Genomic DNA, 24,965 nt, shown 5'->3' on the forward strand with positions numbered 1-24,965 from the left:
TATCGAAATAACTCACCCGTCGGCGCAGACTTCCTTCAGCCACCGGCTGAAGCACGCGGCGGCTTCGTTGGTGCTGCCCTGGGGAGCGATGAGCCAATAGCCGATGTCGCTGTGATAGGGCGGCCAGTCGAAGGCCTCCACCAGGCTGCCGTCCTGCAGCCGGCGTTCGATCAGGCGATGCCGGCCCATCGCGATACCTTGGCCAGCCACGGCGGCTTCGACCACGATGTTGTAGTCGTGCAGCATCACGCGGGGGTGGTGGGCGAGGTCGACCTGGTAGTGCGCGGACCAGTCGGTCCACTCGAACGGCCGGTGCGAAGTGGCCATTAATAGTGGGCTGTCCTGCATGGCTTTGAATGTAGGGCTGCACACCGGGGAGATGACTTCCTGCATCAGTCGCGTGGCCTGGACATCAGGCCAATCTCCCTTGCCGTATCGGATGGCGAGGTCGACCTCGGCCGCAGCGACGTTGGCCAGTTGAATAGACGGCAACAACTCAACCTGGATATGCGGGTAACGGGTTAGAAACCCGGCCAGACGCGGCGCCAGCCACAGCGTGGCAAAGGAGGCCAACAAGCCGATGCGCAAGACAGTGGCGCGGGGGGCAACCCGTTGGGTGCGAGTGGCGGCAGCGATGGAATCGAGGGCAGGGCGGATTTCGTCGTAGTACTGTTGGCCGTCGGCGGTCAGATCGATCGCGCGGGTGCGTCGGATAAACAGTGGTTTGCCCAGGTGCTGCTCAAGTTTTTGCACCTGGTGGCTGAGGGCGCTCTGGGTCACCGACAACTCGCTGGCGGCCTTGATAAAACTCAGATGCCGCGCCACGGCTTCAAAGGCACGCAGTGCCAGCAACGGCGGAAGGTCCTTGTGCAGTGCCACCTGAGGGCGTCTCCGGGTTTGGGAAAGGCCTCGATTTTGTGCGATGCCTTGCCTTTTGTCGCCCGCTGATTTGCCGTTGGCCGCTTGAGCCCGCATTATTGGGCCATTCCCTCCACGACGTAAGCCAAGCCATGAGTGAAGACGACAAGCTGATCGACCTGAATGCCGAACGTGCCAAGCGCGTGCATGACCTCAATGACAAGCGCCTGAATGAAGTGCGCCAGGCATTCGAACAGGCAATGCCGCTCAGCAAAGTGAAGAAAAAACCGAAGAACAAACCAAAAAAGCGTTGAAACAGCCTGCATCTGCTGATGCAGGTCAGTTATTGCCCTTCTTTATGCCCCGTCGCGGGCAACATTGATCCCCGTCAATTTTCCAATCCGCGTTCTCCATTAACTTAGCCCTATCGCAACAGGGCAAGCACAGGAGGCCGGTCATGTTTATCGATAATGTGGTGTTTGCCGGAGTGCTGACCGTAAGCCTCATGGTGATGTTTTTTGTAGGATTTGGAATTTTTATCTGGAAAGACGCGAACAAGCGTAAAAAACCATAGGTCTTTCCAGATTACATGAGCACGCAAGGCATTTTGGGCGACTTCGGTCGCCCTTTTTTTTGCGTTCGAATTAACGCCATTTCCTGTAGGAACCGGCTTCTACAGAAATACGAACATAAAAAAAGGTGCGATCCTCGCGGATCGCACCTTTTTTATGACAGGCAGGTTATCAACTACCCAGCGCTTTGGATGCCAACCAGAACAACCCGGCCGACAAGGCCACGGTGGCCGGAAGGGTCAGGACCCAGGCCATCAGGATGGTCTTCACCGTGCCACCTTGCAGACCGCTTTTATTCGCGACCATGGTGCCGGCCACGCCGGAAGACAGCACGTGGGTGGTGGAGACCGGCAGCGCAAAGATGTTGGCGAAGCCAATCATGGTCGCGGTGGTGATCTGCGCCGACATGCCCTGGGCATAGGTCATGCCTTGCTTGCCGATCTTCTCACCGATGGTCAGTACGACGCGCTTCCAGCCCACCATGGTGCCCAGGCCCAGGGCCAGTGCAACGGCGAGGATGACCCAGAACGGGGCGTACTCGGTGGTGGCGGTCAAGTCTTTGCGCAGCTTGTCGAGGTCGGACTTTTCACGTGCATCCAAGCCTGGCAGCTTGCCGACTTTTTTCGCGGTGTCATCCAGGCAGAGCAAATAGCGACGCACTTCAATACGCTGGTCAGAGGTCAGCGAATGATAGTCGGACACGCCTTTCAAGGTGTCGACCAGCGCGTTGATGGTGGGCTCGGTCTGTTGCGGGTTGCACTGGAACTTGCCCGGCAGATCATTTTTCACGCTTTTGCCCAGGGCCAGGAACTCACCGAGCGTGGCGTTATTGCGCTGGTAGAACTGGCTCAGATGCACGGTCGCATCGCGGGTACGTTCGATCTGGTATGTGGTGCTGCCCAGGTCGAGGACGAACTGCGCCGGTACGATACCGATCAGCACCAGCATGATCAGGCCGATGCCTTTCTGGCCGTCGTTGGAACCGTGTACGAAACTCACGGCCATGGCGGAAATCACCAGTACCAAGCGGTTCCAGAACGGCGGGTGTTTCTTGTCGTCGAGCTTGCGGCGCTGGTCCGGGGTCTTGTGCATCTTCGACAGCGGACGCCACCACTTCAGGCCGATCAGCACCAGGGCTGCGACCAGGAAGCCGGCCATTGGCGAGAACACCAGCGAGGCGCCAATATCCACGGCTTTCTGCCAGTTCACACCGTCAGCCAGGGGAATATCGTTGATCAGGGCATTGGCCAGGCCGACACCGAGGATCGAACCGATCAGGGTGTGGGAGCTGGAAGCCGGGATACCGAAGTACCAGGTGCCCAGGTTCCAGGTGATCGCCGCCGCCAATAAAGAGAAGACCATCGCCAAGCCATGGCCGGTGTTCACATTGATCAGCAACTCCACCGGCAGCAAGTGCACGATGGCGTAGGCGACGCCGACACCACCGAGCAACACGCCGAGGAAGTTGAACACCCCGGAGAAGAACACGGCCAAGTGCGGCGGCATGGCTTTGGTATAGATGACTGTGGCCACCGCGTTAGCGGTGTCATGAAAGCCATTGATGAACTCGAAGGCGAGGACAAAGGCCAGGGCGAGCAACAGGCTCACGAGAACCCAAGCATCCAGTCCGCTGAATAAATCGATCATGAAGGTTTTCTGACCCGGTCGTAAGGGGGCGCGATTATGCCAGAAAACCTCAGTAATCGATGCACTAGCTGCTCATCGGTAACAATCTTCACCGAAAAAAACACCGTGAAAGGCGTGCATCCCAGGGTTTTCGGGGCTTTGGCAAGTCTTTGATTTATAAAGCGCAGAGGCCTCAGGGCGGGGTTTTGTCACAAAAACGTCACGCCTGAAACATTTGTATGAAATTTTACCGGTGGTGGTGGGATTCAAGGTTGCCGGCTGCTGGCTATGTGCCGGCAGCCGAGGCAGAACCTTGTGGCTCAGACCGGATCGCTTATGGCTCTTCGGTTTTCAGCTCTTGTTCAATCTTTTGGATTTCCTGGGCAAATGCCTGGTCGAGCAGGCTGGCTCGCTTGCGCCAGGGTTTGCGTTCAGGCTCAGGCTGGGCGGCGTAGGTGGTGACTTCCCCGCCGTAAACGTCCTTGTAACGTTGCTCCTGGCGCTCAAGTTCCGCGCGCAGTTCATCTTTCGTCACATTGCTACCTAATTGAGTTGAGTGTTAATACGTTGCAGCTTTATGCCGGAATGCGTCCTCGCGTGTTCCAAGTTGAAACGTTCAAGTTTGGAATAAGCACACGCGGCCACTTGTTTAGTGGGGGCATTCAAGGCATGTAGTTTCGACCATGCACAGCGGGTGCATCATCTGGCGTGGCCCCGACCTGATAAACAAACCAGGTGAACCTGCGCATAGCGCACATTATAGCGGCGCGTTCGAATAACACTATCAGCTTAAAGTTAAAAACCGTCAACTTTGTGTGAGCGTTTTGTTACACCGTCGCGCGGGTAATTGCGTGAATTCTGGCGTCATAAATTCTACCCAACTTAACAGGTTAATATGCACCGTTTGCTTTTACCCAATCCTGCGGGCTGGCCTACGGCGCGAACCGGAAAATTGCGATAATCGAATGATCGTCCGATAATCGCACAATGTTGTCAGCGCTGCCTTGTGCATCCCGGCTGACGCGGCTTGTAATAGCAGCCGAACCTCCCTTGCGGTCGACAATAAGAGAAAGGATCCCGACATGAACGATCAATTGCGCAACTCTTTCGCGTCAGTAGCGCCGCCGATCGTTGCCTCTCCGGCCAAGCGTATCCAGGCATTTACCGGTGATCCGGACTTCATGACGTCCCTGGCCCGCGGCCTGGCCGTGGTGCAGGCATTCCAGGAACGCAAGCGCCACCTCACCATCGCCCAGATCAGCCACCGCACGGAAATCCCCCGCGCCGCCGTGCGACGTTGCCTGCATACCCTGATCAAGCTCGGCTACGCCACTACCGACGGGCGGACCTATTCGCTGCTGCCCAAAGTCCTGACCCTCGGCCATGCCTATTTGTCTTCCACGCCGTTGGCCGTGTCGGCCCAGCCCTATCTGGACCGCATGAGCGAGCAGCTCCACGAAGCCTGCAACATGGCCACCCTCGAAGGCGACGACATTCTGTACATTGCCCGTTCGGCCACTACCCAGCGCCTGATTTCCGTAGACCTGTCGGTGGGTGGGCGCCTGCCGGCCTATTGCACGTCCATGGGACGCATCCTGCTTGCCGCGCTGGACGACGCCTCGCTGCAGGATTACCTCGACCATGCCGACCTGCAAACCAAGACCAGCCGCACCCTGACCACACCCGCGGCGCTGTTCGAATGCCTGCAACAAGTGCGTCAGCAGGGCTGGTGCATCGTCGACCAGGAGTTGGAGCAAGGCCTGCGATCCATCGCGGTGCCGGTGTATGACGCATCGGGTCAGGTGCTGGCCGCGCTGAACGTCAGCACCCATGCCGGACGCGTCAGCCGCAGTGAGCTGGAACAGCGCTTCCTGCCGAACATGCTCAGCGCCAGCCGTGAGTTGAGCGCGCAACTGTTCGCCTAAGCTGTTCGGTCACCGCACAGATCCCGGTTTGCTCAATTGACGGTGTTTCCCCCGGCTTATTAATGTGCGGCAGCGCTGTTCAAGCGCACCAATAATAATGACGACCCCAGGTCGTCAGCCCGCCATCGGTGTGGAAATAAAAACAATGAATCAGCCTTCTGTCGGTACCCCGTTGGACGTTCAGTCCTTCATCAACGCTCAGCCACTGTCACGTTATCAGTGGCGCGTGGTGATCCTGTGTTTCCTGATTGTGTTCCTCGATGGCCTCGACACCGCCGCCATGGGCTTTATCGCGCCGGCGCTGTCTCAGGACTGGGGCATCGACCGCGCCAGCCTCGGCCCGGTGATGAGTGCCGCGTTGATCGGCATGGTGTTTGGTGCCCTGGGTTCCGGACCATTGGCCGACCGCTTCGGCCGTAAAGTGGTGCTGGTGGGCGCGGTACTGGTGTTTGGCGCGTTCAGCTTGGCGTCCGCCTACAGCAGCAACGTCGATCAGTTGTTGGTGCTGCGTTTTCTCACTGGACTGGGGCTGGGCGCCGGCATGCCGAATGCCACGACGCTGCTGTCCGAATACACGCCGGAACGCCACAAGTCGCTGTTGGTGACCAGTATGTTCTGCGGCTTCAACCTGGGCATGGCCGGTGGCGGGTTTATCTCGGCCAAGTTGATCCCGGCGTTTGGCTGGCATGCCTTGTTGCTGATCGGCGGCATCCTGCCATTGATCCTGGTGGTGGTGCTGATGCTGTGGCTACCGGAGTCGGCACGCTACCTGGTGGTGCGCAATCGCGGCACCGACAAGGTGCGCAAAACCCTGTCTCCCATTGATCCCGTTATCGTCGGCCAAGCCACCAGCTTCAGCGTACCCGAGCAAAAAACCGTCAAGGCACGCAACGTGTTTGCGGTGATCTTCTCCGGCACCTACAGCGCCGGTACGTTGCTGCTGTGGCTCACCTACTTCATGGGCTTGGTGATCGTCTATCTGCTCACCAGTTGGTTGCCGACCCTGATGCGTGACAGCGGGGCCAGCCTGGAACAGGCCGCATTCATCGGCGCCTTGTTCCAGTTTGGTGGCGTGCTGAGTGCGGTGGGCGTGGGCTGGGCGATGGACAGGTTCAATCCGCACAAGGTCATCGGCAGCTTCTACCTGCTGGCCGGGGTGTTTGCCTACGCGGTAGGCCAGAGCCTGGGCAATATCACCCTACTGGCAACCCTGGTGCTGATTGCCGGGATGTGCGTCAACGGTGCCCAGTCGGCAATGCCTTCATTGGCTGCACGTTTCTATCCGACCCAGGGCCGCGCCACGGGCGTGTCGTGGATGCTTGGCATCGGTCGCTTCGGCGCGATTCTCGGCGCCTGGATGGGGGCGACCTTACTGGGCCTGGGCTGGAACTTCGAACAAGTGCTAACGGCGTTGGTGATCCCCGCTGCGTTGGCAACCGCCGCTGTCGTCATCAAAGGCATGGTCAGCCACGCCGACGCTACCTGAGGATACCGCTGCCCCTGTGGGAGCTGGCTGGCCGGCGATGCTGTTGCAGGCAAGCTAGCTCCCACATTTACCGCGTTCCTCCAGATGATTAGCCAGGCAACAATCCGTTCGATAATCGAACGCTGAGTCGATTATCGGATTGTTTGGCCCATTTCCCCGGCTTAATCTTCAAGCACTTCGGCGCCACCTCAGCGCCTTTTTCGATCCATACCGGGAGCCCGAACCCCATGGCTGAAATCCTCGCGCTGCGTGACGCGGTGAAGCAATTTGTGAACGACGGCGACACCGTCGCACTGGAAGGCTTCACCCATCTGATCCCTACGGCAGCGGGTCATGAAATCATTCGTCAGGGCAAGAAAGACCTGACGCTGGTGCGTATGACGCCTGACCTGATCTACGACCAGTTGATCGGTGCCGGCTGCGCCCGCAAGCTGATTTTCTCCTGGGGCGGAAACCCTGGCGTGGGCTCCCTGCATCGCCTGCGGGACGCGGTCGAGAAGCAATGGCCGCAACCGCTGGAAATCGAAGAACACAGCCATGCCGACCTGGCCAATGCCTACGTCGCCGGTGCCTCGGGCCTGCCGTTCGCGGTACTGCGCGCCTACGCCGGTTCCGACTTGCCCAAGGTCAACCCGCTGATCAAGACCGTGACCTGCCCGTTCACGGGCGAAGTGCTGGCGGCGGTGCCGTCGGTGCGTCCGGATGTCACCGTAATCCACGCACAAAAGGCCGACCGCAAGGGCAATGTGTTGCTGTGGGGCATTCTCGGTGTGCAGAAAGAAGCGGCCCTGGCCGCCAAGCGCTGCATCGTCACCGTTGAAGAAATTGTCGATGACCTGAATGCGCCGATGAACAGCTGCGTGCTGCCGACCTGGGCGCTGACCGCGGTGTGCCATGTGCCGGGTGGCGCGCATCCGTCCTACGCCCATGGCTACAACGAGCGTGATAACCGCTTCTACCAGGCGTGGGACCCGATCGCCCGCGACCGTGGGACTTTCACCGCCTGGATCAACGAATACATCCATGGCACTGCCGACTTCACTGAATTCCAGGCCAAGCTGGCCACCGCGCAGGAGGCCAAGTAATGGCTTACTCGACCAATGAAATGATGACCGTCGCTGCTGCGCGCCGCCTCAAGAACGGTTCCGTGTGCTTTGTCGGCATCGGCCTGCCGTCCAAGGCGGCCAACTTGGCGCGCCTGACCTCGTCGCCAGACGTGGTGTTGATCTACGAGTCTGGCCCGATTGGCGCCAAGCCGTCGGTACTGCCACTGTCCATCGGTGATGGCGAGCTGGCGGAAACCGCCGACACCGTCGTACCGACCGGTGAGATCTTTCGCTATTGGCTGCAAGGCGGGCGCATCGACGTGGGCTTTCTCGGCGCGGCCCAGGTCGATCGTTTCGGCAACATCAACACTACCGTGGTCGGTGACTATCATCAGCCTAAAGTACGCCTGCCGGGTGCCGGTGGCGCGCCGGAAATCGCCGGTTCGGCCAAGAGCGTGCTGATCATCCTCAAGCAGTCGGCGCGTTCGTTTGTCGACAAGCTCGACTTCATCACCTCGGTCGGCCATGGCGAAGGCGGCGATTCGCGCAAACGCCTGGGTCTGCCGGGGGCGGGGCCTGTAGGGATCATTACCGACCTGTGCATCATGGAGCCGGAAGCGGGCACCCATGAATTTGTGGTCACCGCGTTGCACCCTGGCGTGACCCGTGAGCAAGTGGTGGCCGCCACCGGTTGGGCGATTCGTTTTGCCGACCAGGTCGACACCACCGCTGAACCGACAGACGTAGAGCTGACCGCCCTGCGTGACCTTGAAGCACGCACCGCGGCCGCCCATGGCCAAGCGCCGGGAGAAGCCTGATGCGCGATGTATTTATCTGTGATGCCATCCGCACTCCCATCGGTCGTTTCGGCGGTGGCCTGTCCACCGTGCGTGCCGATGACCTGGCAGCGTTGCCGATCAAGGCGCTGATTGAGCGCAATCCTTCGGTGGATTGGACGGCAGTCGACGAGGTTTTCCTCGGCTGCGCCAACCAGGCCGGTGAAGACAACCGCAACGTGGCGCGCATGGCGCTGTTGCTGGCGGGCCTGCCGGAAAGCATTCCCGGCGTGACCCTCAACCGCTTGTGCGCCTCGGGCATGGACGCGATCGGTACCGCCTTCCGCGCCATCGCCAGCGGCGAAATGGAGCTGGCGATTGCCGGTGGCGTCGAGTCGATGTCCCGCGCGCCGTTCGTGATGGGCAAGGCCGACGCAGCGTTTTCGCGCACTATGAAGCTGGAGGACACCACCATCGGCTGGCGTTTTATCAACCCGTTGATGAAGGCGCAGTACGGCGTGGATGCCATGCCGCAGACCGCCGATAATGTCGCCGACGATTACCACGTGTCCCGCGCCGACCAGGACGCCTTTGCCCTGCGCAGCCAGCAACGCACCGCAGCGGCCCAGGCCGCTGGCTTTTTCGCCGAAGAAATTGTGCCGGTACGGGTCGCCCATAAAAAAGGCGAAACCGTCGTCGAACAGGATGAACACCCGCGCGCGGACACCACCCTGGAAGCCCTGACCAAGCTCAAACCGGTCAATGGCCCCGACAAGACCGTCACCGCCGGCAATGCCTCGGGCGTGAACGACGGTGCGGCGGCGCTGATCCTGGCCTCCGCCGAAGCCGTCAAGAAACACGGCCTGACCGCCCGCGCCCGTGTATTGGGCATGGCCAGCGCCGGTGTCGCACCGCGAGTGATGGGCATCGGCCCGGTGCCGGCCGTGCGCAAGCTGGTCGAGCGCCTCGGCCTGGCGGTCACCGATTTTGACGTCATCGAACTCAACGAAGCCTTCGCCAGCCAAGGCCTGGCCGTGCTGCGTGAACTGGGCATCGCTGACGACGCACCCCAGGTCAACCCGAACGGCGGCGCCATCGCCCTCGGCCACCCGCTGGGCATGAGCGGCGCGCGTCTGGTGCTGACAGCCCTGCACCAACTCGAAAAAACCGGCGGCAGCAAAGGCCTGGCGACCATGTGCGTGGGCGTCGGCCAAGGCTTGGCCCTGGCGATTGAACGCATCTAATAAGAGAGGACTGCACCATGAGTGACAAGCCTGGATACCGGCGCCCGCAAGCGGGCACTCAACCTGATTACCTGCACCCGGCCTACCAGTCGACGAACCTGCGTTCGCCGTCCCAGCCGTTGGTGTTCCTGCCCCATTCCTTGTCGGAAATCACCGGCCCTACCATCGGCGCCGAGCGTGTCAACGCCAAGGACAACGACCTCACTGCCCAGCATGACGGCGAGCCTCAAGGCGAACGCATCATCATTCATGGCCGCGTACTGGACGAAAACGGTTTGCCGGTGCCGGGCATTCTGGTGGAAATCTGGCAGGCAAACGCTGCCGGCCGCTACAACCACAAGCGCGACCTGCACGACGCGCCGCTGGACCCGAACTTCACCGGCACCGGTCGCACCGTCACCGACGCCGATGGCTGGTACCAGTTCCAGACCATCAAGCCCGGCGCCTACCCGTGGGGAAACCACCACAACGCGTGGCGCCCGGCGCATATCCACTTTTCGCTGTTCGGCCCGAGTGTGCTGACGCGACTGGTCACACAGATGTACTTCCCCGGCGACCCGCTGCTGGAATACGACCCGATCTACAACTGCGTTCCGGACACCTCGGCCAAGGAACGCTTGATCGCCCGTTTCGACCTGGAAAAAACCATTCCTTCCTATGCCCTCGGCTACCGCTGGGACATCGTCCTGCGCGGCCGCGACGCCACGCCGATGGAGAAATGAGATGACACTCAACGCGACCACGTCCCACACCGTCGGGCCGTATTACCACATCGGCCTGACCTGGCTGAACCGCGAAGACCTGACCGTGAGCGCCACCCTCGGCGAACGCGTGGCGATCAGCGGGCAAGTGGTGGATGGCAACGGCGATGTCGTCAATGACGCCATGCTCGAAGTCTGGCAGGCCAATGCCGCCGGCAAATATGACCATCCGGAAGACGAGCAGGACAAAGCCGTCGATCCGAACTTCGAAGGTTTCGGCCGGGTGCCGGTGGACGCCGAAGGGCGGTTTCGCTTTACCACCATCAAGCCGGGTGCCGTGCCGGGCTTGAAGGGCACTACCCAGGCGCCGCACCTAGTAGTGCTGGTGTTTGCCCGGGGTTTGGTGAAACACCTGCTGACGCGGATTTATTTCGAGGGCGAGGCGCTGAACGGTGATGACCCGTTGCTGGCATGTGTGCCAGCCGAGCGTCGCAGTACCTTGATTGCCCAGCAGGATGCGGCGGGGGTGTATCAGTGGAATGTGATTTTGCAGGGGACAGAGAAGGAAACGGTGTTCTTCGATTATTGAGTTGACCTTAGGGCCCTATCGGAGGAAAGCCCACCGATAGGGCTCTACCAGGCAACACATATCCAAAAGTCCGCTTGCATGACATGGTTGTTGCAAAGTATGTCTAGGCTATAACCGTTCCCACTGAGTGAAAAAACATGACAACAACAACGAGCCACTACACCGGAGAAGAACGCAGCAAACGGATTTTTGCGATCGTAGGGGCATCCTCCGGCAACCTCGTCGAATGGTTCGACTTCTACGTCTATGCCTTCTGCGCCATTTATTTTGCGCCGGCGTTCTTCCCGTCGGACGACCCCACGGTCCAACTGCTCAACACCGCCGGCGTGTTCGCCGCCGGCTTCCTGATGCGCCCGATCGGCGGCTGGCTGTTTGGCCGGGTGGCCGACAAGCACGGGCGCAAGAACTCGATGATGATCTCGGTGCTGATGATGTGCGCCGGTTCCCTGGTGATCGCCTTCCTGCCCACCTACAAAGACATCGGCGCCTGGGCCCCGGCGTTGCTGTTGGTGGCGCGGCTGTTCCAGGGCTTGTCGGTGGGTGGCGAATACGGCACCACCGCGACCTACATGAGTGAAGTCGCACTCAAGGGCCAGCGCGGCTTCTTCGCCTCGTTCCAGTACGTGACCCTGATCGGCGGGCAACTGCTGGCGGTTTTGGTGGTGGTGATCTTGCAACAGATCCTTACCGAAGAAGAATTGCGCGCCTGGGGCTGGCGGATTCCGTTCGTGATCGGCGCCATTGCGGCGGTGATCTCCCTGCTGCTGCGTCGCACCCTCAAGGAAACCACCAGCAAGGAAACCCGCCAGGACAAGGACGCCGGCAGCGTGGCTGCGTTGTTCCGCAACCACAAGGCGGCGTTTATCACCGTGCTCGGCTACACCGCCGGCGGCTCGCTGATTTTCTACACCTTTACCACGTACATGCAGAAATACCTGGTGAACACGGCCGGCATGCACGCCAAGACCGCCAGCTACATCATGACCGGCGCGCTCTTTGTGTACATGTGCATGCAGCCGCTGTTCGGCATGCTCTCGGACAAGATCGGCCGTCGTAACTCGATGCTCTGGTTCGGCGCCCTCGGCACCCTGTGCACGGTGCCGATTCTGCTGACCTTGAAAACCGTCACCAACCCATTCCTGGCCTTTGTGTTGATCTCCCTGGCCCTGGCCATTGTGAGTTTCTACACCTCCATCAGCGGCTTGGTGAAAGCGGAAATGTTCCCGCCTCACGTGCGTGCCCTGGGGGTAGGCCTGGCCTACGCGGTGGCCAACGCGATCTTCGGTGGTTCGGCGGAATACGTGGCCCTGGGCCTCAAATCCATGGGCATGGAAAACACCTTCTACTGGTACGTCACCGGCATGATGGCGGTGGCCTTCCTGTTCAGCTTGCGTCTGCCGAAACAGGCGGAGTACTTGCACCACGATCTATAAGGGACGCGTTATGACTTTGCGCACGAGCAATCAATTGTTCGACGCTTACTTCACGGCGGGCAGCATGGCCGAGGTGTTCTGCGACCAGGGACGCTTGCAGGGCATGCTGGATGTTGAAGCGGGCTTGGCCCGGGCCCAGGCCCAGGTCGGGGTGATTCCCCAGGCCGCCGTCGCACCGATCGCCCAGGCGTGCCTGGCCTCGTTGTATGACGTGGATGCCCTCGGCGCGGCGATTGCCACGGCGGGTAATTCGGCGATTCCGCTGGTGAAGGCGCTGGGTAAGTTGATTGCCAGTGAAGATGCCGGGGCTGAGCGCTACGTGCATCTGGGGGCGACCAGCCAGGATGTGATGGACACCGGCCTGGTGCTGCAACTGCGGCGGGCGGTGGAGTTGATCGAGGCGGATTTGGTGCGCCTGGGGGATAGGCTTGCCGCCCAGGCCCAGCGATATGCCGACGTGCCTTTGGCCGGGCGTACCTGGTTGCAGCATGCAACGCCGGTCACCCTGGGGATGAAAATCGCCGGTTGGCTGGGCGCGGTTACCCGCAACCGCCAGCGCCTGACGGCGCTGAAACCGCGCTTGCTGGTGCTGCAATTCGGCGGCGCATCCGGAACCCTGGCAGCGCTTGGTGAGCAGGCCATGCCGGTGGCCGAAGCGCTGGCGGCTGAGTTGCAACTGAGCTTGCCCGAGCAACCCTGGCACACCCAACGGGATCGCTTGGTAGAGTTCGCCAGCGTGCTCGGCCTGATCGCCGGCAGCCTGGGCAAATTGGGCCGTGATATCAGTTTGTTGATGCAGACCGAAGCTGCCGAGGTGTTCGAGCCGTCGGCTCCGGGCAAGGGCGGCTCGTCCACCATGCCGCACAAGTGCAACCCGGTGGGTGCGGCCGTGCTGATCAGCGCCGCTACCCGAGTGCCGGGCCTGGTCTCGACGATGTTCAGCGCCATGCCCCAAGAGCACGAACGCAGCCTGGGCCTGTGGCATGCGGAATGGGAAACCCTGCCGGAGATCTGCCGTTTGGTGTCCGGCGCTTTACATCAGGCGTTGCTGGTGAGCGAAGGCCTGGAAGTCGATCCGCAGCGCATGGCGCAAAACCTCGACCTGACCCACGGCCTGGTACTGGCCGAGGCCGTCAGCATCGTGCTTGCCCAGCGCCTCGGTCGCGAAACCGCCCACCATCTGCTGGAGCAGTGCTGCAAGCGTGCCGTCGCAGAGGGGCGGCACCTGCGTGCGGTCCTGGCGGATGAGCCGCAAGTCACCGCCGAACTGTCCGCGATTGAGCTGGACCGTTTGCTTGATCCTGCCCACTACCTGGGCCAGGCCCACACCTGGGTTACCCGCGCCGTAGCCGAACACTTTGCTTAAGGAGACCACCGTGGCATTTGTACAACTCGCCGAGGGCGAACTGCATTACCAATTGGACGGGCCTGAGGGTGCGCCAGTACTGGTGCTCTCCAACTCGCTGGGCACCGACCTGCACATGTGGGACCTCCAGATCCCGGCCTTCACCCAGCATTTTCGCGTGCTGCGTTTCGATACCCGTGGCCATGGCAAATCCCTGGTTACCCCAGGCCCCTACAGCATTGAGCAACTCGGTCAGGATGTGATCGCGCTGCTGGATGCACTGGATATCCAACGCGCGCATTTTTGCGGGCTGTCCATGGGCGGCCTGATTGGCCAATGGCTTGGTATCAATGCCGGGCAGCGTTTGCAGCGCCTGGTGGTATGCAACACCGCCGCCAAGATCGGCACGCCCGAGGTGTGGAACCCGCGCATTGAAATGGTGCTGCGTGATGGCGCAGCGGCGATGGTAGCGCTGCGCGATGCATCCATTGCACGCTGGTTCACCGCGGACTTTGCGGCCGCCAACCCGTACCAGGCCAAGCAGATTACCGACATGCTGGCGGCCACATCGCCCGAAGGTTATGCCGCCAATTGTGCAGCGGTACGTGACGCGGATTTCCGCGAGCAACTGGCTTCGATCACAGTACCGACCCTGGTCATTGCCGGCACTGAAGATGCCGTCACACCGCCTGCGGGCAGCCACTTTATCCAGAACCATGTACAGGGCGCCGAGTACGCCGAGTTCTATGCGGCGCACTTGTCCAATGTGCAGGCCGGTGCGGCGTTCAGCGACTGCGTCATTGAATTCTTGTTGGGCTACTGAGGAGCTTTTCGTGGACGAGAAACAACGTTATGCCGAGGGCCTGCAGGTGCGCCGCGAAGTGCTGGGCGACGCCCATGTCGACCGCAGCCTCAATGCCCTGACCGAATTCAACAGCGAGTTCCAGGAAATGATCACCCGCCATGCCTGGGGTGACATCTGGACCCGTCCCGGTCTGCCCCGGCACACCCGTAGCCTGATCACCATCGCGATGCTGATCGGCATGAACCGCAGTGAAGAACTCAAGCTGCACCTGCGCGCCGCCGCGAGCAATGGCGTCACCCGCGCCGAGATCAAGGAAGTGCTGATGCAGAGCGCGATCTACTGCGGGATCCCGGCAGCGAACGCGACGTTTCACCTGGCGGAATCGGTGTGGGATGAGCTGGGCGTCGAGTCGCGCCAGGCTGACTGAGTTGAAATACGGTCAAAACGTGGGAGCGGGCTTGCTCGCGAAAGCGGTGGTTCAGTTAATACCTGTGCTGACTGACACATCGCATTCGCGAGCAAGCCTGCTCCCACCGCTAGTCTTTACCGGGTTTTAAACATCAGTGGGAGTCGGCGTCCCACACCCAATTCCACACGCCAGGCAGATGCACCTCTTCACTCACATCCTTGACCGTACGCGCCAGCGCCGCGCGCTGAAGCTGGGCCGTGTCGGTGTAGAAGGGCTCCGCGGACGTCTTCAGGCCGTTGATCCGGGCGCTGTCCAGCAGGATCTGCAGGTACTCCTGCATATGCCGCGCGGTGTAGCGGTTGATGTCGTGGAAGGTCACCACCACCGGTATCACACCGTCCACCGTCGGCAACTCACCCAACGCAATGCGCTCGCGCACTACCGACAACTGTCGATACAGATTGGCGCGCCTGCGCGGGCTGCCGTTGAAGCCCCAGATCTTGCCGTCATTGGCACTTAAATCCGTGAGCAGCACGTGCATGCCATGGCGCTGATAGGCGGCGAAGGTGCGGCGGTCGTAATTCCAGAACGGCGGGCGCACCAGCACCGGCAGGCTGCCGGTGATCGCGGCGATATCGGCCGCGCCTCGGGTGAGGGTGCTTTCCAGTTCCGCGTCGTTCAGCCAGCGGTGGTTGGTGTGAAACCCCGTGGCGGTGTGGAAGGCCAGGATGTGACCGGCCGCATACTCGCGCTCCATGGTCTTGCGACCCCGTGAGCTGCCGCCGGAGCGAGCCGCTTCGGTCTGCAGGAAGAACACCGCCTTGATCTGCGGCAGCACCGGGTTCTGCGCCAGGTCGGCTATCACCGACCGGCTCGGGTTGTTGTAGCCCGACGCACTCGGGCCGTCATCGAAGGTCAGCAGGAAGCGGATCGGCGCCTGGGTTTGCAGGCGCTGTTCGGTCTCTGGCGTCAGGGCGATGGGCGAGCCAATGCAACCGCTGAGGCTCAAGGCCAGGGTCAGCATGGCGGATGCGATGGCGAAGGATTTCATGGTGTGCGCGGGCTCGAATGGAAGGCCGCTGCGGGGTGGATCAGCAGCGGCAGGCGCGCACCATACAGCAAGATGGGCGGTGGGAGGTTACAGGCTGACAAACGAGCATCGCTAGGGGTCAGCCCACGTATTGTGTGCGCAGTGGCTTGCCCATCTCTTCAAGCAAGGCGTTTTCAGTGAAGGGTTTGGGGTTGGGGGTGGTCGCGGGCGTGGTGGGCAGCCCTACGGCCTGACGTTCGCTGTTGGGGACATCGTGTTGCTCGCCCTCGAATGTTTCAGTGGTCGAGCCCGATAAAGCCGTGCCGTTACCAGCGTTATAGGCATGAACCATTTCGTGATAGAGCGTCGTGATCGGTGAGTACGTGCTGGCACCCAGTACGTTCAGGGCGGAACGGTTGTAGATGATTTCAGCCCGGTCAGCCCGAGACCCCGGCACACCGTCGACCATAAACCCCCACTTGGGGTCGTCCCCCACCACGGGGGGGCGTTCGTATTGCAGCAATGCCTTAAGTTCCTGACTGCCATAAACGTAGCCGCTACCCACGTCGACCCGATCCTCCACAAGCATCACCGGTGCGCCATTACGTAGGGCGATCGCATTCATCTCGGCCAGCATCTGTTTGCCCTGGGGGGAGCTGCGCAGCAAGGCCAGATCGTCTTCGACCCTTTGAATAAAATCGGCAGAGCCCTTGATGCGAAAACCTACAAGCGACGACTGGTCGGTTGTGACGGTGGTCAACACCGAGCCGTTGAGGCGCTTGATCGTATCGCCCGCTTGAGCGTAGATCCGGTCGCCAGGGCGATTGGCAATCACCTTGTCGCAGCCACTGCCGGTGTAGAACGTGCTGCGATCGTGGCCGATCAAGCGATCGTCACCGGGCCCTCCATGCAACACGGTATGACCGTTGCCCGCGTACAGTAAATCCTTACCGTTACCGCCATCCAGGTAGCTGGTTTTGCTTTTTGCACCCGCACCGGCGTAGAGGCGGTCATTGCCGTTGTTGCCGTACATCACGTTGTCGCCCGTACCGCCGATGAGTGTGTCGTCACCGTCGTTACCTTCGGCATAGCCAAGGCCGCTACCCAGGCGCAGCACATCGTCGCCTTTACCACCGAACAGGCGGGTGTAGCCCGCGCCGGCCTGCACACGGTCATTGCCGTCGCCAGCCTCCACGATGACGGGCTGCGTCACGTTGGCGTCGATGCGGATGTTGTCGTTACCGCCGTGGGTCTTGAGATGAAAGGTGAGTGCTTTACCGTCTTTATCCTGACTGTCAAAACGATATAACTGGCCGTTGACCCGAACATCCAGTTGGCCGGAGTACGTCTGGCTGATATGGACCTGGTCGGCCTTGTCGCCGGTTTCAAGGATCAGACTGTTGTTCAGGCTGAAGGAGTTGTCTTGCTCCCACACCGACTGGCCGCTGGCTTTTAAATTGCCGTCATCCAGAAAGGGGTGTCGGTGAGCTTGGACCGGGTTGTCGGGCGTGAGTACCGGGCGGGGGCGTAATACAAGGCCATAGTGGCTATTGTTGAAGGCTGTAGGGCGCGCAGTCGTCGAACTGTGCGCCCCGGCAGGCAGGTTGGGTTGAACGTGTGCAATACGGTTTGAAACGTCCATGTGTAATCCCTATAGGGGGCCTGGTATTGACCCTGTCTCCTGGAATTGTCCTGACGCTTCAGATGGTTCCTCCAGAAATGTAATTCGGTCTTACAGCAGGCTGATCGGGTAACTGACGATCAACCGGTTTTCATCGAACTCATTGTTGCTGTAGTCACGGCGCATGCTGGAATTACGCAGGCGCACCGTCAGGTTTTTCAGGCTGCCACTTTGCACGGTGTAGCCCAGTTCGCTTTCGCGGCCCCATTCCTTGCCGTCGGTGACGGTGCCGGTGTGCACGTTGCTGCCGCTGATGTAGCGGTTCATCAGGGTCAGGCCCGGCACACCGAGGGCGGCGAAGTTGTAGTCGTGGCGTACTTGCCAGGATTTCTCCTGGGCGTTGTCGTAGCTGGCGTTGTAGCTGTCGTTGGCCAGGGTGCCGCCGCTGGTTCCGTTAACGCGCATCCAGGCGCTGTTGCCGGTGAGTTTCTGCAGGCCGAGGTAGAAGGTGTTGCCGCCGTACTTGGCGGAGAACAGGCCCGACCAGGTCTTGTTGTCCAGCTCGCCGGCGCGGGCGCTGCCGTCGTCCTTGCCGTAGAAAAAACCGAGGTTGGCGCCCAGGGTCCAGTTGCCCAGCGGTTGGCTGTGGATCAGGTTGATGAACTGCTGGCTGTAGATGTCTTTGAGTTGGGCATTCCACAGGCCGATCTGGGTGCGCTTGTCGTTGAACGCGTACTCGGCGCCCTGGAAGTTGAAGCGGTCGGAGGTGAACGCGGTTTTACCGAACATCGACAGGTCGTTCATGCTGCTGTCGTCCCGCGGGCTGTTGGCACGAAACTGGCCGCCGTAGAGGGTCAGGCCATCGATTTCTTTGGAGGTGATCTGGCCGCCGCGCAGGGTTTGCGGCAGGGAGCGGCCGTCGTCTGAGCGCAGGATCGGCAGCACCGGCATCCACTCGCCGACCTTCACTTCCGTCTTGGAAATGCGCGCCTTGAACGCCACGCCCAGGCGCCCGAATTCATCCGCAGGGCGGCCATCATGATCCAACGGCAGCAGTTGGGTGCCCCCGGTGCCGCGTCCGCCATCGAGCTTCAACGAATACAACCCCAGCACATCCACGCCGAAACCTACAGTGCCCTGGGTAAAGCCGGACTTGGCGTCGAGGATGAAGCTCTGGGTCCACTCCTGCGCACCCCCTGGGCCTTGGTGGGGTTGGTGTAATTGCGGTTGAAGAAGAAATTGCGCAGGTTGAGGTTGGCGCTGGCGTCTTCGAGAAAACCGTGTTCTTCGGCGACGACGGGCAGGGCGAGACTGGCGACAGCGGTTGCCAGCAGCAGCCGGCGCGGGTGGAAAGTGCTCATGGCGAAAGGACCTGTTGTTATTGGGTTTATGCAGGTGGCGGCCATGGTGCGGGGCGGTGCGGGGGCGAGGAAAGTGGGGAAGGGCGGGTTGTGGGCGATGATCGAACGCAAGTTATCAGGGCAAAAGTGAGGCATAAAAAAACCGCTTCCGGTGAGGGAAGCGGTTTTTTTTGCAGCGGTGCGACTTTTTACAACACCATCAGAACAACTTCAGCGCCGGTGCTTCTTCTTTCAACGGCTCGTTCTTCGCGGTCTGCTCGTTCCAGCCGCCGCCGAGGGCCTTGTACAGGTTGACCTCGCTGGTCAGCTGCGCCAGGCGGTCGGTGATCAGCGATTGCTGGGCACTGAACAGTTGGCGTTGGGCATCGAGGAACGTCAGGTTGCTGTCGACACCAATGCGGTAGCGACGCTCGGCCAGGCGGTAGTAATCCTGGTTGGCTGCGACGAAGCCGCGTTGGGCATCCAGTTGCTGCTTGTAGGTTTCACGTGCGGCGAGGCCGTCGGACACTTCCTGGAAGCCGGTCTGGATCGCCTTCTCGTAGTTCGCCACATTGATCTCTTTCTGGATCTTCGAATAGTCCAGGCTGGCGCGCAGGCTGCCGGCGTTGAAGATCGGGATGTTGATCTGCGGGGCGAACGACCAGGTGCCCGAACCACCCTTGAACAAACCGCCCAGGTTCGGGCTTGCGGTGCCGGCGCTGGCGGTCAGGGTGATGCTCGGGAAGAACGCGGCACGCGCCGCGCCGATGTTGGCATTGGCCGCCTTGAGGTTGTACTCGGCTTGCACAATGTCGGGACGACGTTGCAGCAGGTCCGATGGCAAGCCAGCCGGCACTTCGCTGAGCAGGTCATCCGACAGCGGCTTGCTGGTGATATTCGCCGGCAGGCCGGTGCCCAGCAGCAGGGTCAGGCTGTTTTCGTCCTGGGCCACCTGGCGGGTATAGCGTGCCAGGGCAACCCGGGCGTTTTCCACCGAGGTCCGCGACTGGCTCAGGTCGAGGGCCGAGGCCACGCCGACTTCGTTGCTGCGCGAGGTGAGCTTGAAGCTCTGCTCGTAGGCATCCAGGGTGTCCTGGGTGAGCTTGAGCAGTTCCTTGTCGGCCTGCCAGGTCAGGTAGGCATTGGCCACGCTGGCCACCAGGCTGATCTGGGTGCTGCGCCGTGCCTCTTCAGTGGCGAAGTACTTTTGCAGGGCTTCTTCACTCAGGCTGCGCACGCGACCGAACAGGTCCAGCTCATAAGAACTGATCCCGAGACCGGCCGAGTATTGGCTGCTGATGGTCGACTCGCCAGTCTGCGACAGGCGGGCCGGAGTGCGCGAACGGCTGCCGCTGCCCGTGGCCGAAACGGCCGGGAACAGGTCAGCGCGCTGGATCTGGTATTGCGCGGCATACGCGTCGATGTTCAGGGCCGCGACACGCAGGTCACGGTTGTTCACCAGCGCGGTCTGGATCAGCTGTTGCAGGGCAGGGTCATGGAAAAACTGCTTCCAGCCCTGCTCGGCAGCGGCCTGGCTCGGCGCCTGGGCCGACGAATACGCCGGCCCCTGCGGGAACTGTGCGGCCACCGGCGCTTCGGGGCGCTGATAGTCAGGTATCAGCGAGCAGCCACTGAGCACGAATGCCGTGACGGCTAGGGAAAGTAGCGACTTGCTCATTGGCCAGCCTCTTTAGGGGTTTCAGTTGTGTCAGTCTTTTTACGCTCGCCAGCAGCGGATACGGTTGCGAAGAACAACGGCACCCAGAAGATCGCCAATACAGTGGCCGTGATCATACCGCCGATGACACCGGTACCGATGGCGTGCTGGCTACCCGAACCTGCGCCCGAGGAGATCGCCAGCGGCAATACGCCGAGGATGAACGCCATGGAGGTCATGATGATCGGCCGCAGACGCATGCGTGACGCCTCGATGGCCGCCTCGACGATGCCTTTGCCTTGTTCGTGGAGCTCTTTGGCAAACTCCACGATCAGGATGGCGTTTTTCGCCGCCAAGCCCACCGTCACCAACAGGCCCACCTGGAAGAACACGTCGTTGGACAACCCGCGCATGCTGGTCGCTATCAACGCACCCACAACCCCCAGGGGCACTACCAGGATCACCGCGATCGGGATCGACCAGCTTTCGTACAGTGCCGCGAGGCAGAGGAACACTACCAGCAGCGACAGGGCGTACAGCGCAGGTGCCTGGGAGCCGGACAGACGTTCTTCGTACGACAGACCGGTCCACGCATAGCCAATACCTGCCGGCAGTTGCTTGGCAATACGCTCGACTTCGGCCATGGCGTCACCGGTACTGTAACCCGGTGCCGGAGTACCGAGGATTTCCATCGCCGCTACACCGTTGTAGCGCGAGAGTTTCGGCGAACCGAAGATCCACTTGCCCGACGCGATGGCGGACAACGGCACCATCTTCCCGGAGTCGCTGCGCACGTACCATTTGTTCAGGTCTTCAGGCGACATGCGGCTGGCGGCTTCACCTTGCACGTACACCTTCTTCACCCGACCGCGGTCGATGAAGTCGTTGACGTAGCTGCCACCCAGGGCAATCGCCAGGGTCTGGTTGATGCTCGACAGGGTGATGCCTTGGGCACTGGCCTTCTCGTCGTCGACGGTGAGCTCGTACTGCGGCTCATCGTTCACGCCGTTGGGGCGCACACCTGCCAGAATCTTGCTTTGTGCTGCCATACCGAGGAACTGGTTACGCGCCGCCATCAATTTATCGTGGCCGACCCCGCCCTGGTCTTGCAGGAACACGTCGAAGCCCGTGGCGTTACCCAGTTCCAGTACAGACGGCGGCACGATGGCAAATACCATGGCGTCCTTGAAGGTCTGCATGAAGTAGCCCTGGGCGCGCTTGGCGATCTCGAACACCGAGGTGGAGGCGTCACGTTCGTCCCACGGCTTGAGCATCACAAAGGCCAGGCCCGAGCTTTGGCCACGACCGGCGAAGTTGAAGCCGTTTACGGTAAATACCGATTTCACGCCTTTGCCTTCGCCCGGCTCGCCTTCCTTGTCGTTGAGCAGGAAGATGCGCATATCGTCGATGACTTTTTGCGTCCGTTCAGCCGTAGAACCGACCGGCGTCTGTACCTGGGCAAAGATCACGCCCTGGTCTTCATCGGGCAGGAACGCCGCAGGGATGCGCATGAACAGCCAGATCATGCCGGCGATAACCAGTGCGTACACCAGGAACGCCGGGATCTTGTGCTTGATCATGTTACCCACGCCGCGCTCGTAGCTCAGTACGCCACGGTCGAAGGTGCGGTTGAACCAGCCGAAGAAACCACGCTTGGGTTGGCCGTGTTTTTCCGGGTCAATCGGCTTGAGCATGGTGGCGCACAAGGCCGGGGTGAAGATCAGCGCAACCAGTACCGACAACGCCATGGCCGAAACGATGGTGATGGAGAACTGTTTGTAGATCACACCGGTGGAACCACCGAAGAATGCCATCGGCAACAGTACCGCCGACAGTACCAGGGCAATACCCACCAGGGCACCCTGGATCTGGCCCATGGACTTGACCGTCGCTTCTTTGGGCGACAGGTGTTCCTCGGCCATCACCCGCTCGACGTTTTCCACCACGACGATGGCGTCATCCACCAGCAAGCCGATGGCCAGGATCATGCCGAACATGGTCAAGGTGTTGATGGTGAAACCGAACGCCGCCAGGATCCCGAAGGTACCCAACAGCACCACCGGTACGGTCATGGTGGTGATGATGGTGGCACGGAAGTTCTGCAGGAACAGGAACATCACCAGGAACACCAACACGATCGCTTCAACCAGGGTATGGACTACACCGGAGATCGATTCGGTCACGACCGGGGTGGTGTCATACGGCACCACCGCCTTCATGCCTGGCGGGAAGAAGGGTTCGAGCTGCGCTACGGTGGCACGGATTGCTTTGCCGGTGTCCAGGGCGTTGGCGCCCGAAGCCAGCTTGATCGCCATACCGGAAGCCGGCTTGCCGTTGAACTGTGCAGCGATGCTGTAGTTCTGGCCACCCAGCTCAATACGCGCGACATCCTTCAGGCGTACCTGGGAGCCGTCTGTATTGACTTTCATCAGGATGTTGCCGAACTGCTCCGCCGTCTGCAGGCGCGTCTTGCCAATGATGGTCGCGTTCAACTGAGTGCCGGGCAGGGCAGGCAGGCCACCCAGTTGGCCGGTAGCCACCTGCACGTTCTGTGCGGAGATCGCGGTGCTGACATCCACTGGCGTGAGCTGGTAATTGTTCAGCTTGCTTGGGTCAAGCCAGATGCGCATGGCGTACTGCGAACCAAACACCTGGAAGTCACCGACACCTGCGGTCCGGGAAATCGGGTCCTGGATGTTCGACACGATGTAGTTGGACAGGTCGTCCTTGGTCATGCTGCCGTCTTCCGACACCAGACCGATCACCATCAGGAAGTTCTTCACCGACTTGGTCACGCGGATACCCTGCTGCTGCACTTCTTGCGGCAGCAGTGGAGTCGCCAGGTTCAGTTTGTTCTGCACCTGAACCTGGGCGATGTCCGGGTTGGTACCCTGGTTGAACGTTACGGTGATGGTCATGCTGCCGTCGGAGTTACTGTCCGAGGAAACATAACGCAGGTTGTCGATACCGTTGAGCTGTTGCTCGATGACCTGCACCACGGTGTCCTGCACGGTTTGTGCGGACGCGCCTGGGTAGGTCACCTGGATGTCGATGGCGGTCGGCGCGATGGCCGGGTATTGGTTGATGGGCAACTTCAGGATCGACAGTGCCCCGACCAGCATGATCACCAGGGCAATAACCCAGGCGAAAATGGGGCGGTCGATAAAAAATTTCGACATGGATTACTCCCCTTTGCCAGCAGCGGCAGCAGGAGCAGCAGCACTGCCGGCGTCAGCAGGTTTGGCGTTGTCGGCCGCCTTGACCTTGACCTCGGCGCCCGGCTTGACGTACTGCAAGCCTTCTGTGATCACACGGTCGCCGGCGTTCAAGCCCTTTTCCACCAGCCAGTAGGCGCCGTAAGTACGGTTGGCCACCAGTTCGCGCTGCTCGACCTTGTTGTCGGCGTTGACGACCAGCGCTGTTGGAGTGCCCTTGAGGTCACGGGTTACGCCTTGCTGCGGGGCCAGGATTGCCTTGCTGTTCACACCGGCTTGCAACTGGGCGTGAACGAACATGCCCGGCAGCAAGGTGTGGTCAGGGTTCGGGAACACGGCGCGCAGGGTCACGGAACCGGTGGTCTGGTCGACCGACACTTCGGAGAACTCCAGCTTGCCATCCACGCCATAGGCGCTGCCGTCTTCCAGGGTCAGCTTGACTTTGGCGGCGTTGTCGCCGGCTTTTTCCAGTTGGCCGCTGGCCAGGTCGCGGCGCAGTTTCAGCATTTCTGCCGAAGACTGTGTGACGTCGACGTAGATCGGGTCCAGTTGCTGGATCACGGCCATGGCATCGGCCTGGCCGTTGCTGACCAGTGCGCCTTCGGTCACCGAAGAACGACCAATACGCCCGGAGATCGGCGCGAACACTTTGGTGTAACGCACGTTGATCTGGGCGGTTTGCACGTTGGCTTCCGACGTCATGCGGTTGGCGACGGCAGTGTCGTACTCCTGACGGCTGACGGCTTGTTCATCGACCAACTGCTTGTAGCGGTCGCTGATCGACTTGCTCTGGGTCAGGCTCGCTTGTGCGCTTTTCAGGGTGGCTTCATACACCGAAGGGTCGATCTGGTAGAGCTGTTGCCCTTCCTTCACGTCGCCGCCTTCCTTGAACAGGCGCTTGAGAATGATGCCGTTGACCTGCGGTCGCACTTCCGCAATGCGGTACGCGGTGGTGCGACCCGGCAATTCGGAGGTGAGCGTAAAGGCTTGCGGTTGGATAGTGACCACGCCGACCTGAGGGATTTGAGCGGGCGGAGCCGCTTCTTCCTTTTTACATCCGCTGAGCAGCGATGCCAGGGCGACGGCAGTGACCAGAGCGGTAACAGCTGGCTTAAGTTGCATGAAGATCCTCGGGTCAGGCGCGCAGGATGCGCACAAGAAGGGTGGAAGGGTAAAAAACAAACACTGAGTAGATAAGTAGCTTGCTACGCAATATACTTACGTTCATGGTTGTTTGTAAACTCTTGACAGGCTGCGCGGAGTGTTGACAAAGCAACGCCCAAAGCC

At 60.8% G+C, this 24,965-nt stretch carries 21 protein-coding genes and 1 pseudogene; 13 read left to right on the plus strand and 9 right to left on the minus strand.

What is annotated here, in order from left to right:
• Positions 1-12: 12 nt before the first annotated feature.
• The gene (locus AB4N92_RS18900; protein ID WP_236267628.1) at positions 13-879 is read right to left on the minus strand and encodes a LysR substrate-binding domain-containing protein; all 867 of its coding nucleotides are present in this window, start codon (positions 877-879) and stop codon (positions 13-15) included.
• Between the two features lie 131 nt (positions 880-1,010).
• Between AB4N92_RS18900 and AB4N92_RS18905 the strand changes: the two genes are divergently transcribed.
• On the plus strand, positions 1,011-1,172 hold the full coding sequence (locus AB4N92_RS18905) for a hypothetical protein (protein WP_010212343.1): 162 nt from the start codon (positions 1,011-1,013) through the stop codon (positions 1,170-1,172).
• A 143-nt stretch (positions 1,173-1,315) separates the two neighbouring features.
• The gene (gene ccoM, locus AB4N92_RS18910) at positions 1,316-1,432 is read left to right on the plus strand and encodes a cytochrome c oxidase subunit CcoM (protein ID WP_010212341.1); all 117 of its coding nucleotides are present in this window, start codon (positions 1,316-1,318) and stop codon (positions 1,430-1,432) included.
• A 169-nt stretch (positions 1,433-1,601) separates the two neighbouring features.
• Here the strand turns inward: ccoM and AB4N92_RS18915 are convergent, their stop codons facing one another.
• Both AB4N92_RS18915 and AB4N92_RS18920 read right to left on the minus strand, forming a co-directional pair.
• Positions 1,602-3,077 carry an inorganic phosphate transporter gene (locus tag AB4N92_RS18915; protein WP_010212339.1) on the minus strand — a complete coding sequence of 492 codons (1,476 nt, stop codon included), beginning with the start codon at positions 3,075-3,077 and terminating at the stop codon, positions 1,602-1,604.
• 313 nt (positions 3,078-3,390) lie between these two features.
• Positions 3,391-3,591, minus strand: a complete 201-nt coding sequence (locus tag AB4N92_RS18920; protein WP_003189295.1) for a hypothetical protein — start codon at positions 3,589-3,591, stop codon at positions 3,391-3,393.
• A 547-nt stretch (positions 3,592-4,138) separates the two neighbouring features.
• Between AB4N92_RS18920 and pcaR the strand changes: the two genes are divergently transcribed.
• From pcaR to pcaC, 11 genes are all read left to right on the plus strand, one after another.
• Entirely contained in the window at positions 4,139-4,981 is an 843-nt protein-coding gene (gene pcaR / locus AB4N92_RS18925; protein WP_010212335.1) for a pca regulon transcriptional regulator PcaR, read from the plus strand.
• 145 nt (positions 4,982-5,126) lie between these two features.
• Complete coding sequence (locus AB4N92_RS18930; protein ID WP_010212334.1) at positions 5,127-6,467, plus strand: 4-hydroxybenzoate transporter PcaK; 1,341 nt, start codon at positions 5,127-5,129, stop codon at positions 6,465-6,467.
• 227 nt (positions 6,468-6,694) lie between these two features.
• Positions 6,695-7,552: a CoA transferase subunit A gene (locus tag AB4N92_RS18935; RefSeq protein ID WP_010212331.1), complete on the plus strand. Its 858-nt coding sequence runs from the start codon at positions 6,695-6,697 to the stop codon at positions 7,550-7,552.
• Positions 7,552-8,331, plus strand: coding sequence for a CoA-transferase subunit beta (locus AB4N92_RS18940; RefSeq protein ID WP_010212329.1), 780 nt, complete (start codon positions 7,552-7,554; stop codon positions 8,329-8,331). Before AB4N92_RS18935 ends, AB4N92_RS18940 begins: the two co-directional genes overlap by 1 nt.
• Positions 8,328-9,533 (plus strand): 3-oxoadipyl-CoA thiolase, encoded by a 1,206-nt coding sequence (gene pcaF, locus AB4N92_RS18945; RefSeq protein ID WP_175439626.1) that lies wholly within the window; start codon positions 8,328-8,330, stop codon positions 9,531-9,533. The genes AB4N92_RS18940 and pcaF overlap by 4 nt, the downstream gene beginning before the upstream one ends.
• A 17-nt stretch (positions 9,534-9,550) precedes the next feature.
• Positions 9,551-10,255, plus strand: coding sequence for a protocatechuate 3,4-dioxygenase subunit beta (pcaH, locus tag AB4N92_RS18950; protein WP_010212326.1), 705 nt, complete (start codon positions 9,551-9,553; stop codon positions 10,253-10,255).
• A 1-nt stretch (position 10,256) separates the two neighbouring features.
• Positions 10,257-10,823, plus strand: a complete 567-nt coding sequence (pcaG, locus tag AB4N92_RS18955; RefSeq protein WP_021492379.1) for a protocatechuate 3,4-dioxygenase subunit alpha — start codon at positions 10,257-10,259, stop codon at positions 10,821-10,823.
• Between the two features lie 137 nt (positions 10,824-10,960).
• Positions 10,961-12,256, plus strand: a complete 1,296-nt coding sequence (locus tag AB4N92_RS18960) for an MFS family transporter (protein ID WP_010212323.1) — start codon at positions 10,961-10,963, stop codon at positions 12,254-12,256.
• Between the two features lie 10 nt (positions 12,257-12,266).
• Positions 12,267-13,622 (plus strand): 3-carboxy-cis,cis-muconate cycloisomerase, encoded by a 1,356-nt coding sequence (locus tag AB4N92_RS18965; RefSeq protein ID WP_236267431.1) that lies wholly within the window; start codon positions 12,267-12,269, stop codon positions 13,620-13,622.
• Between the two features lie 10 nt (positions 13,623-13,632).
• On the plus strand, positions 13,633-14,424 hold the full coding sequence (gene pcaD, locus AB4N92_RS18970; RefSeq protein WP_021492378.1) for a 3-oxoadipate enol-lactonase: 792 nt from the start codon (positions 13,633-13,635) through the stop codon (positions 14,422-14,424).
• Positions 14,425-14,434: 10 nt separating this feature from the next.
• On the plus strand, positions 14,435-14,833 hold the full coding sequence (pcaC, locus tag AB4N92_RS18975; protein ID WP_010212318.1) for a 4-carboxymuconolactone decarboxylase: 399 nt from the start codon (positions 14,435-14,437) through the stop codon (positions 14,831-14,833).
• A 133-nt stretch (positions 14,834-14,966) separates the two neighbouring features.
• On the opposite strand, the gene AB4N92_RS18980 is transcribed toward pcaC, so the two are convergent.
• The 6 genes and pseudogenes from AB4N92_RS18980 to AB4N92_RS19005 all read right to left on the minus strand — a co-directional run bounded on the left by AB4N92_RS18980 (position 14,967) and on the right by AB4N92_RS19005 (position 24,800).
• Positions 14,967-15,866, minus strand: a complete 900-nt coding sequence (locus tag AB4N92_RS18980; RefSeq protein WP_021492377.1) for a polysaccharide deacetylase family protein — start codon at positions 15,864-15,866, stop codon at positions 14,967-14,969.
• A gap of 118 nt (positions 15,867-15,984) precedes the next feature.
• Positions 15,985-17,487 (minus strand): M91 family zinc metallopeptidase, encoded by a 1,503-nt coding sequence (locus AB4N92_RS18985; protein WP_236267432.1) that lies wholly within the window; start codon positions 17,485-17,487, stop codon positions 15,985-15,987.
• Positions 17,488-17,577: 90 nt separating this feature from the next.
• Positions 17,578-18,827 (minus strand): annotated as a pseudogene (locus AB4N92_RS18990) (OprD family porin).
• Positions 18,828-19,026: 199 nt separating this feature from the next.
• Positions 19,027-20,484 (minus strand): AdeC/AdeK/OprM family multidrug efflux complex outer membrane factor, encoded by a 1,458-nt coding sequence (gene adeC, locus AB4N92_RS18995; RefSeq protein WP_010212314.1) that lies wholly within the window; start codon positions 20,482-20,484, stop codon positions 19,027-19,029.
• Positions 20,481-23,642, minus strand: a complete 3,162-nt coding sequence (locus AB4N92_RS19000; RefSeq protein ID WP_010212313.1) for an efflux RND transporter permease subunit — start codon at positions 23,640-23,642, stop codon at positions 20,481-20,483. The genes adeC and AB4N92_RS19000 overlap by 4 nt, the downstream gene beginning before the upstream one ends.
• 3 nt (positions 23,643-23,645) lie before the next feature.
• Entirely contained in the window at positions 23,646-24,800 is a 1,155-nt protein-coding gene (locus tag AB4N92_RS19005) for an efflux RND transporter periplasmic adaptor subunit (protein WP_010212312.1), read from the minus strand.
• Positions 24,801-24,965: the final 165 nt, after the last annotated feature.

The sequence above is a fragment of the Pseudomonas sp. S3_A09 genome, assembly GCF_054668065.1.

Bases quoted from the DNA above. Each gene is read 5' to 3' on its own strand.
- AB4N92_RS18905 (WP_010212343.1), top strand. From the start codon at position 1,011: ATGAGTGAAGACGACAAGCTGATCGACCTGAATGCCGAACGTGCCAAG.
- ccoM (WP_010212341.1), top strand. From the start codon at position 1,316: ATGTTTATCGATAATGTGGTGTTTGCCGGAGTGCTGACCGTAAGCCTC.
- AB4N92_RS18915 (WP_010212339.1), bottom strand. From the start codon at position 3,077: ATGATCGATTTATTCAGCGGACTGGATGCTTGGGTTCTCGTGAGCCTG.
- pcaR (WP_010212335.1), top strand. From the start codon at position 4,139: ATGAACGATCAATTGCGCAACTCTTTCGCGTCAGTAGCGCCGCCGATC.
- AB4N92_RS18930 (WP_010212334.1), top strand. From the start codon at position 5,127: ATGAATCAGCCTTCTGTCGGTACCCCGTTGGACGTTCAGTCCTTCATC.
- AB4N92_RS18935 (WP_010212331.1), top strand. From the start codon at position 6,695: ATGGCTGAAATCCTCGCGCTGCGTGACGCGGTGAAGCAATTTGTGAAC.
- AB4N92_RS18940 (WP_010212329.1), top strand. From the start codon at position 7,552: ATGGCTTACTCGACCAATGAAATGATGACCGTCGCTGCTGCGCGCCGC.
- pcaH (WP_010212326.1), top strand. From the start codon at position 9,551: ATGAGTGACAAGCCTGGATACCGGCGCCCGCAAGCGGGCACTCAACCT.
- pcaG (WP_021492379.1), top strand. From the start codon at position 10,257: ATGACACTCAACGCGACCACGTCCCACACCGTCGGGCCGTATTACCAC.
- AB4N92_RS18960 (WP_010212323.1), top strand. From the start codon at position 10,961: ATGACAACAACAACGAGCCACTACACCGGAGAAGAACGCAGCAAACGG.
- AB4N92_RS18965 (WP_236267431.1), top strand. From the start codon at position 12,267: ATGACTTTGCGCACGAGCAATCAATTGTTCGACGCTTACTTCACGGCG.
- AB4N92_RS18980 (WP_021492377.1), bottom strand. From the start codon at position 15,866: ATGAAATCCTTCGCCATCGCATCCGCCATGCTGACCCTGGCCTTGAGC.
- AB4N92_RS18985 (WP_236267432.1), bottom strand. From the start codon at position 17,487: ATGGACGTTTCAAACCGTATTGCACACGTTCAACCCAACCTGCCTGCC.
- adeC (WP_010212314.1), bottom strand. From the start codon at position 20,484: ATGAGCAAGTCGCTACTTTCCCTAGCCGTCACGGCATTCGTGCTCAGT.
- AB4N92_RS19000 (WP_010212313.1), bottom strand. From the start codon at position 23,642: ATGTCGAAATTTTTTATCGACCGCCCCATTTTCGCCTGGGTTATTGCC.
- AB4N92_RS19005 (WP_010212312.1), bottom strand. From the start codon at position 24,800: ATGCAACTTAAGCCAGCTGTTACCGCTCTGGTCACTGCCGTCGCCCTG.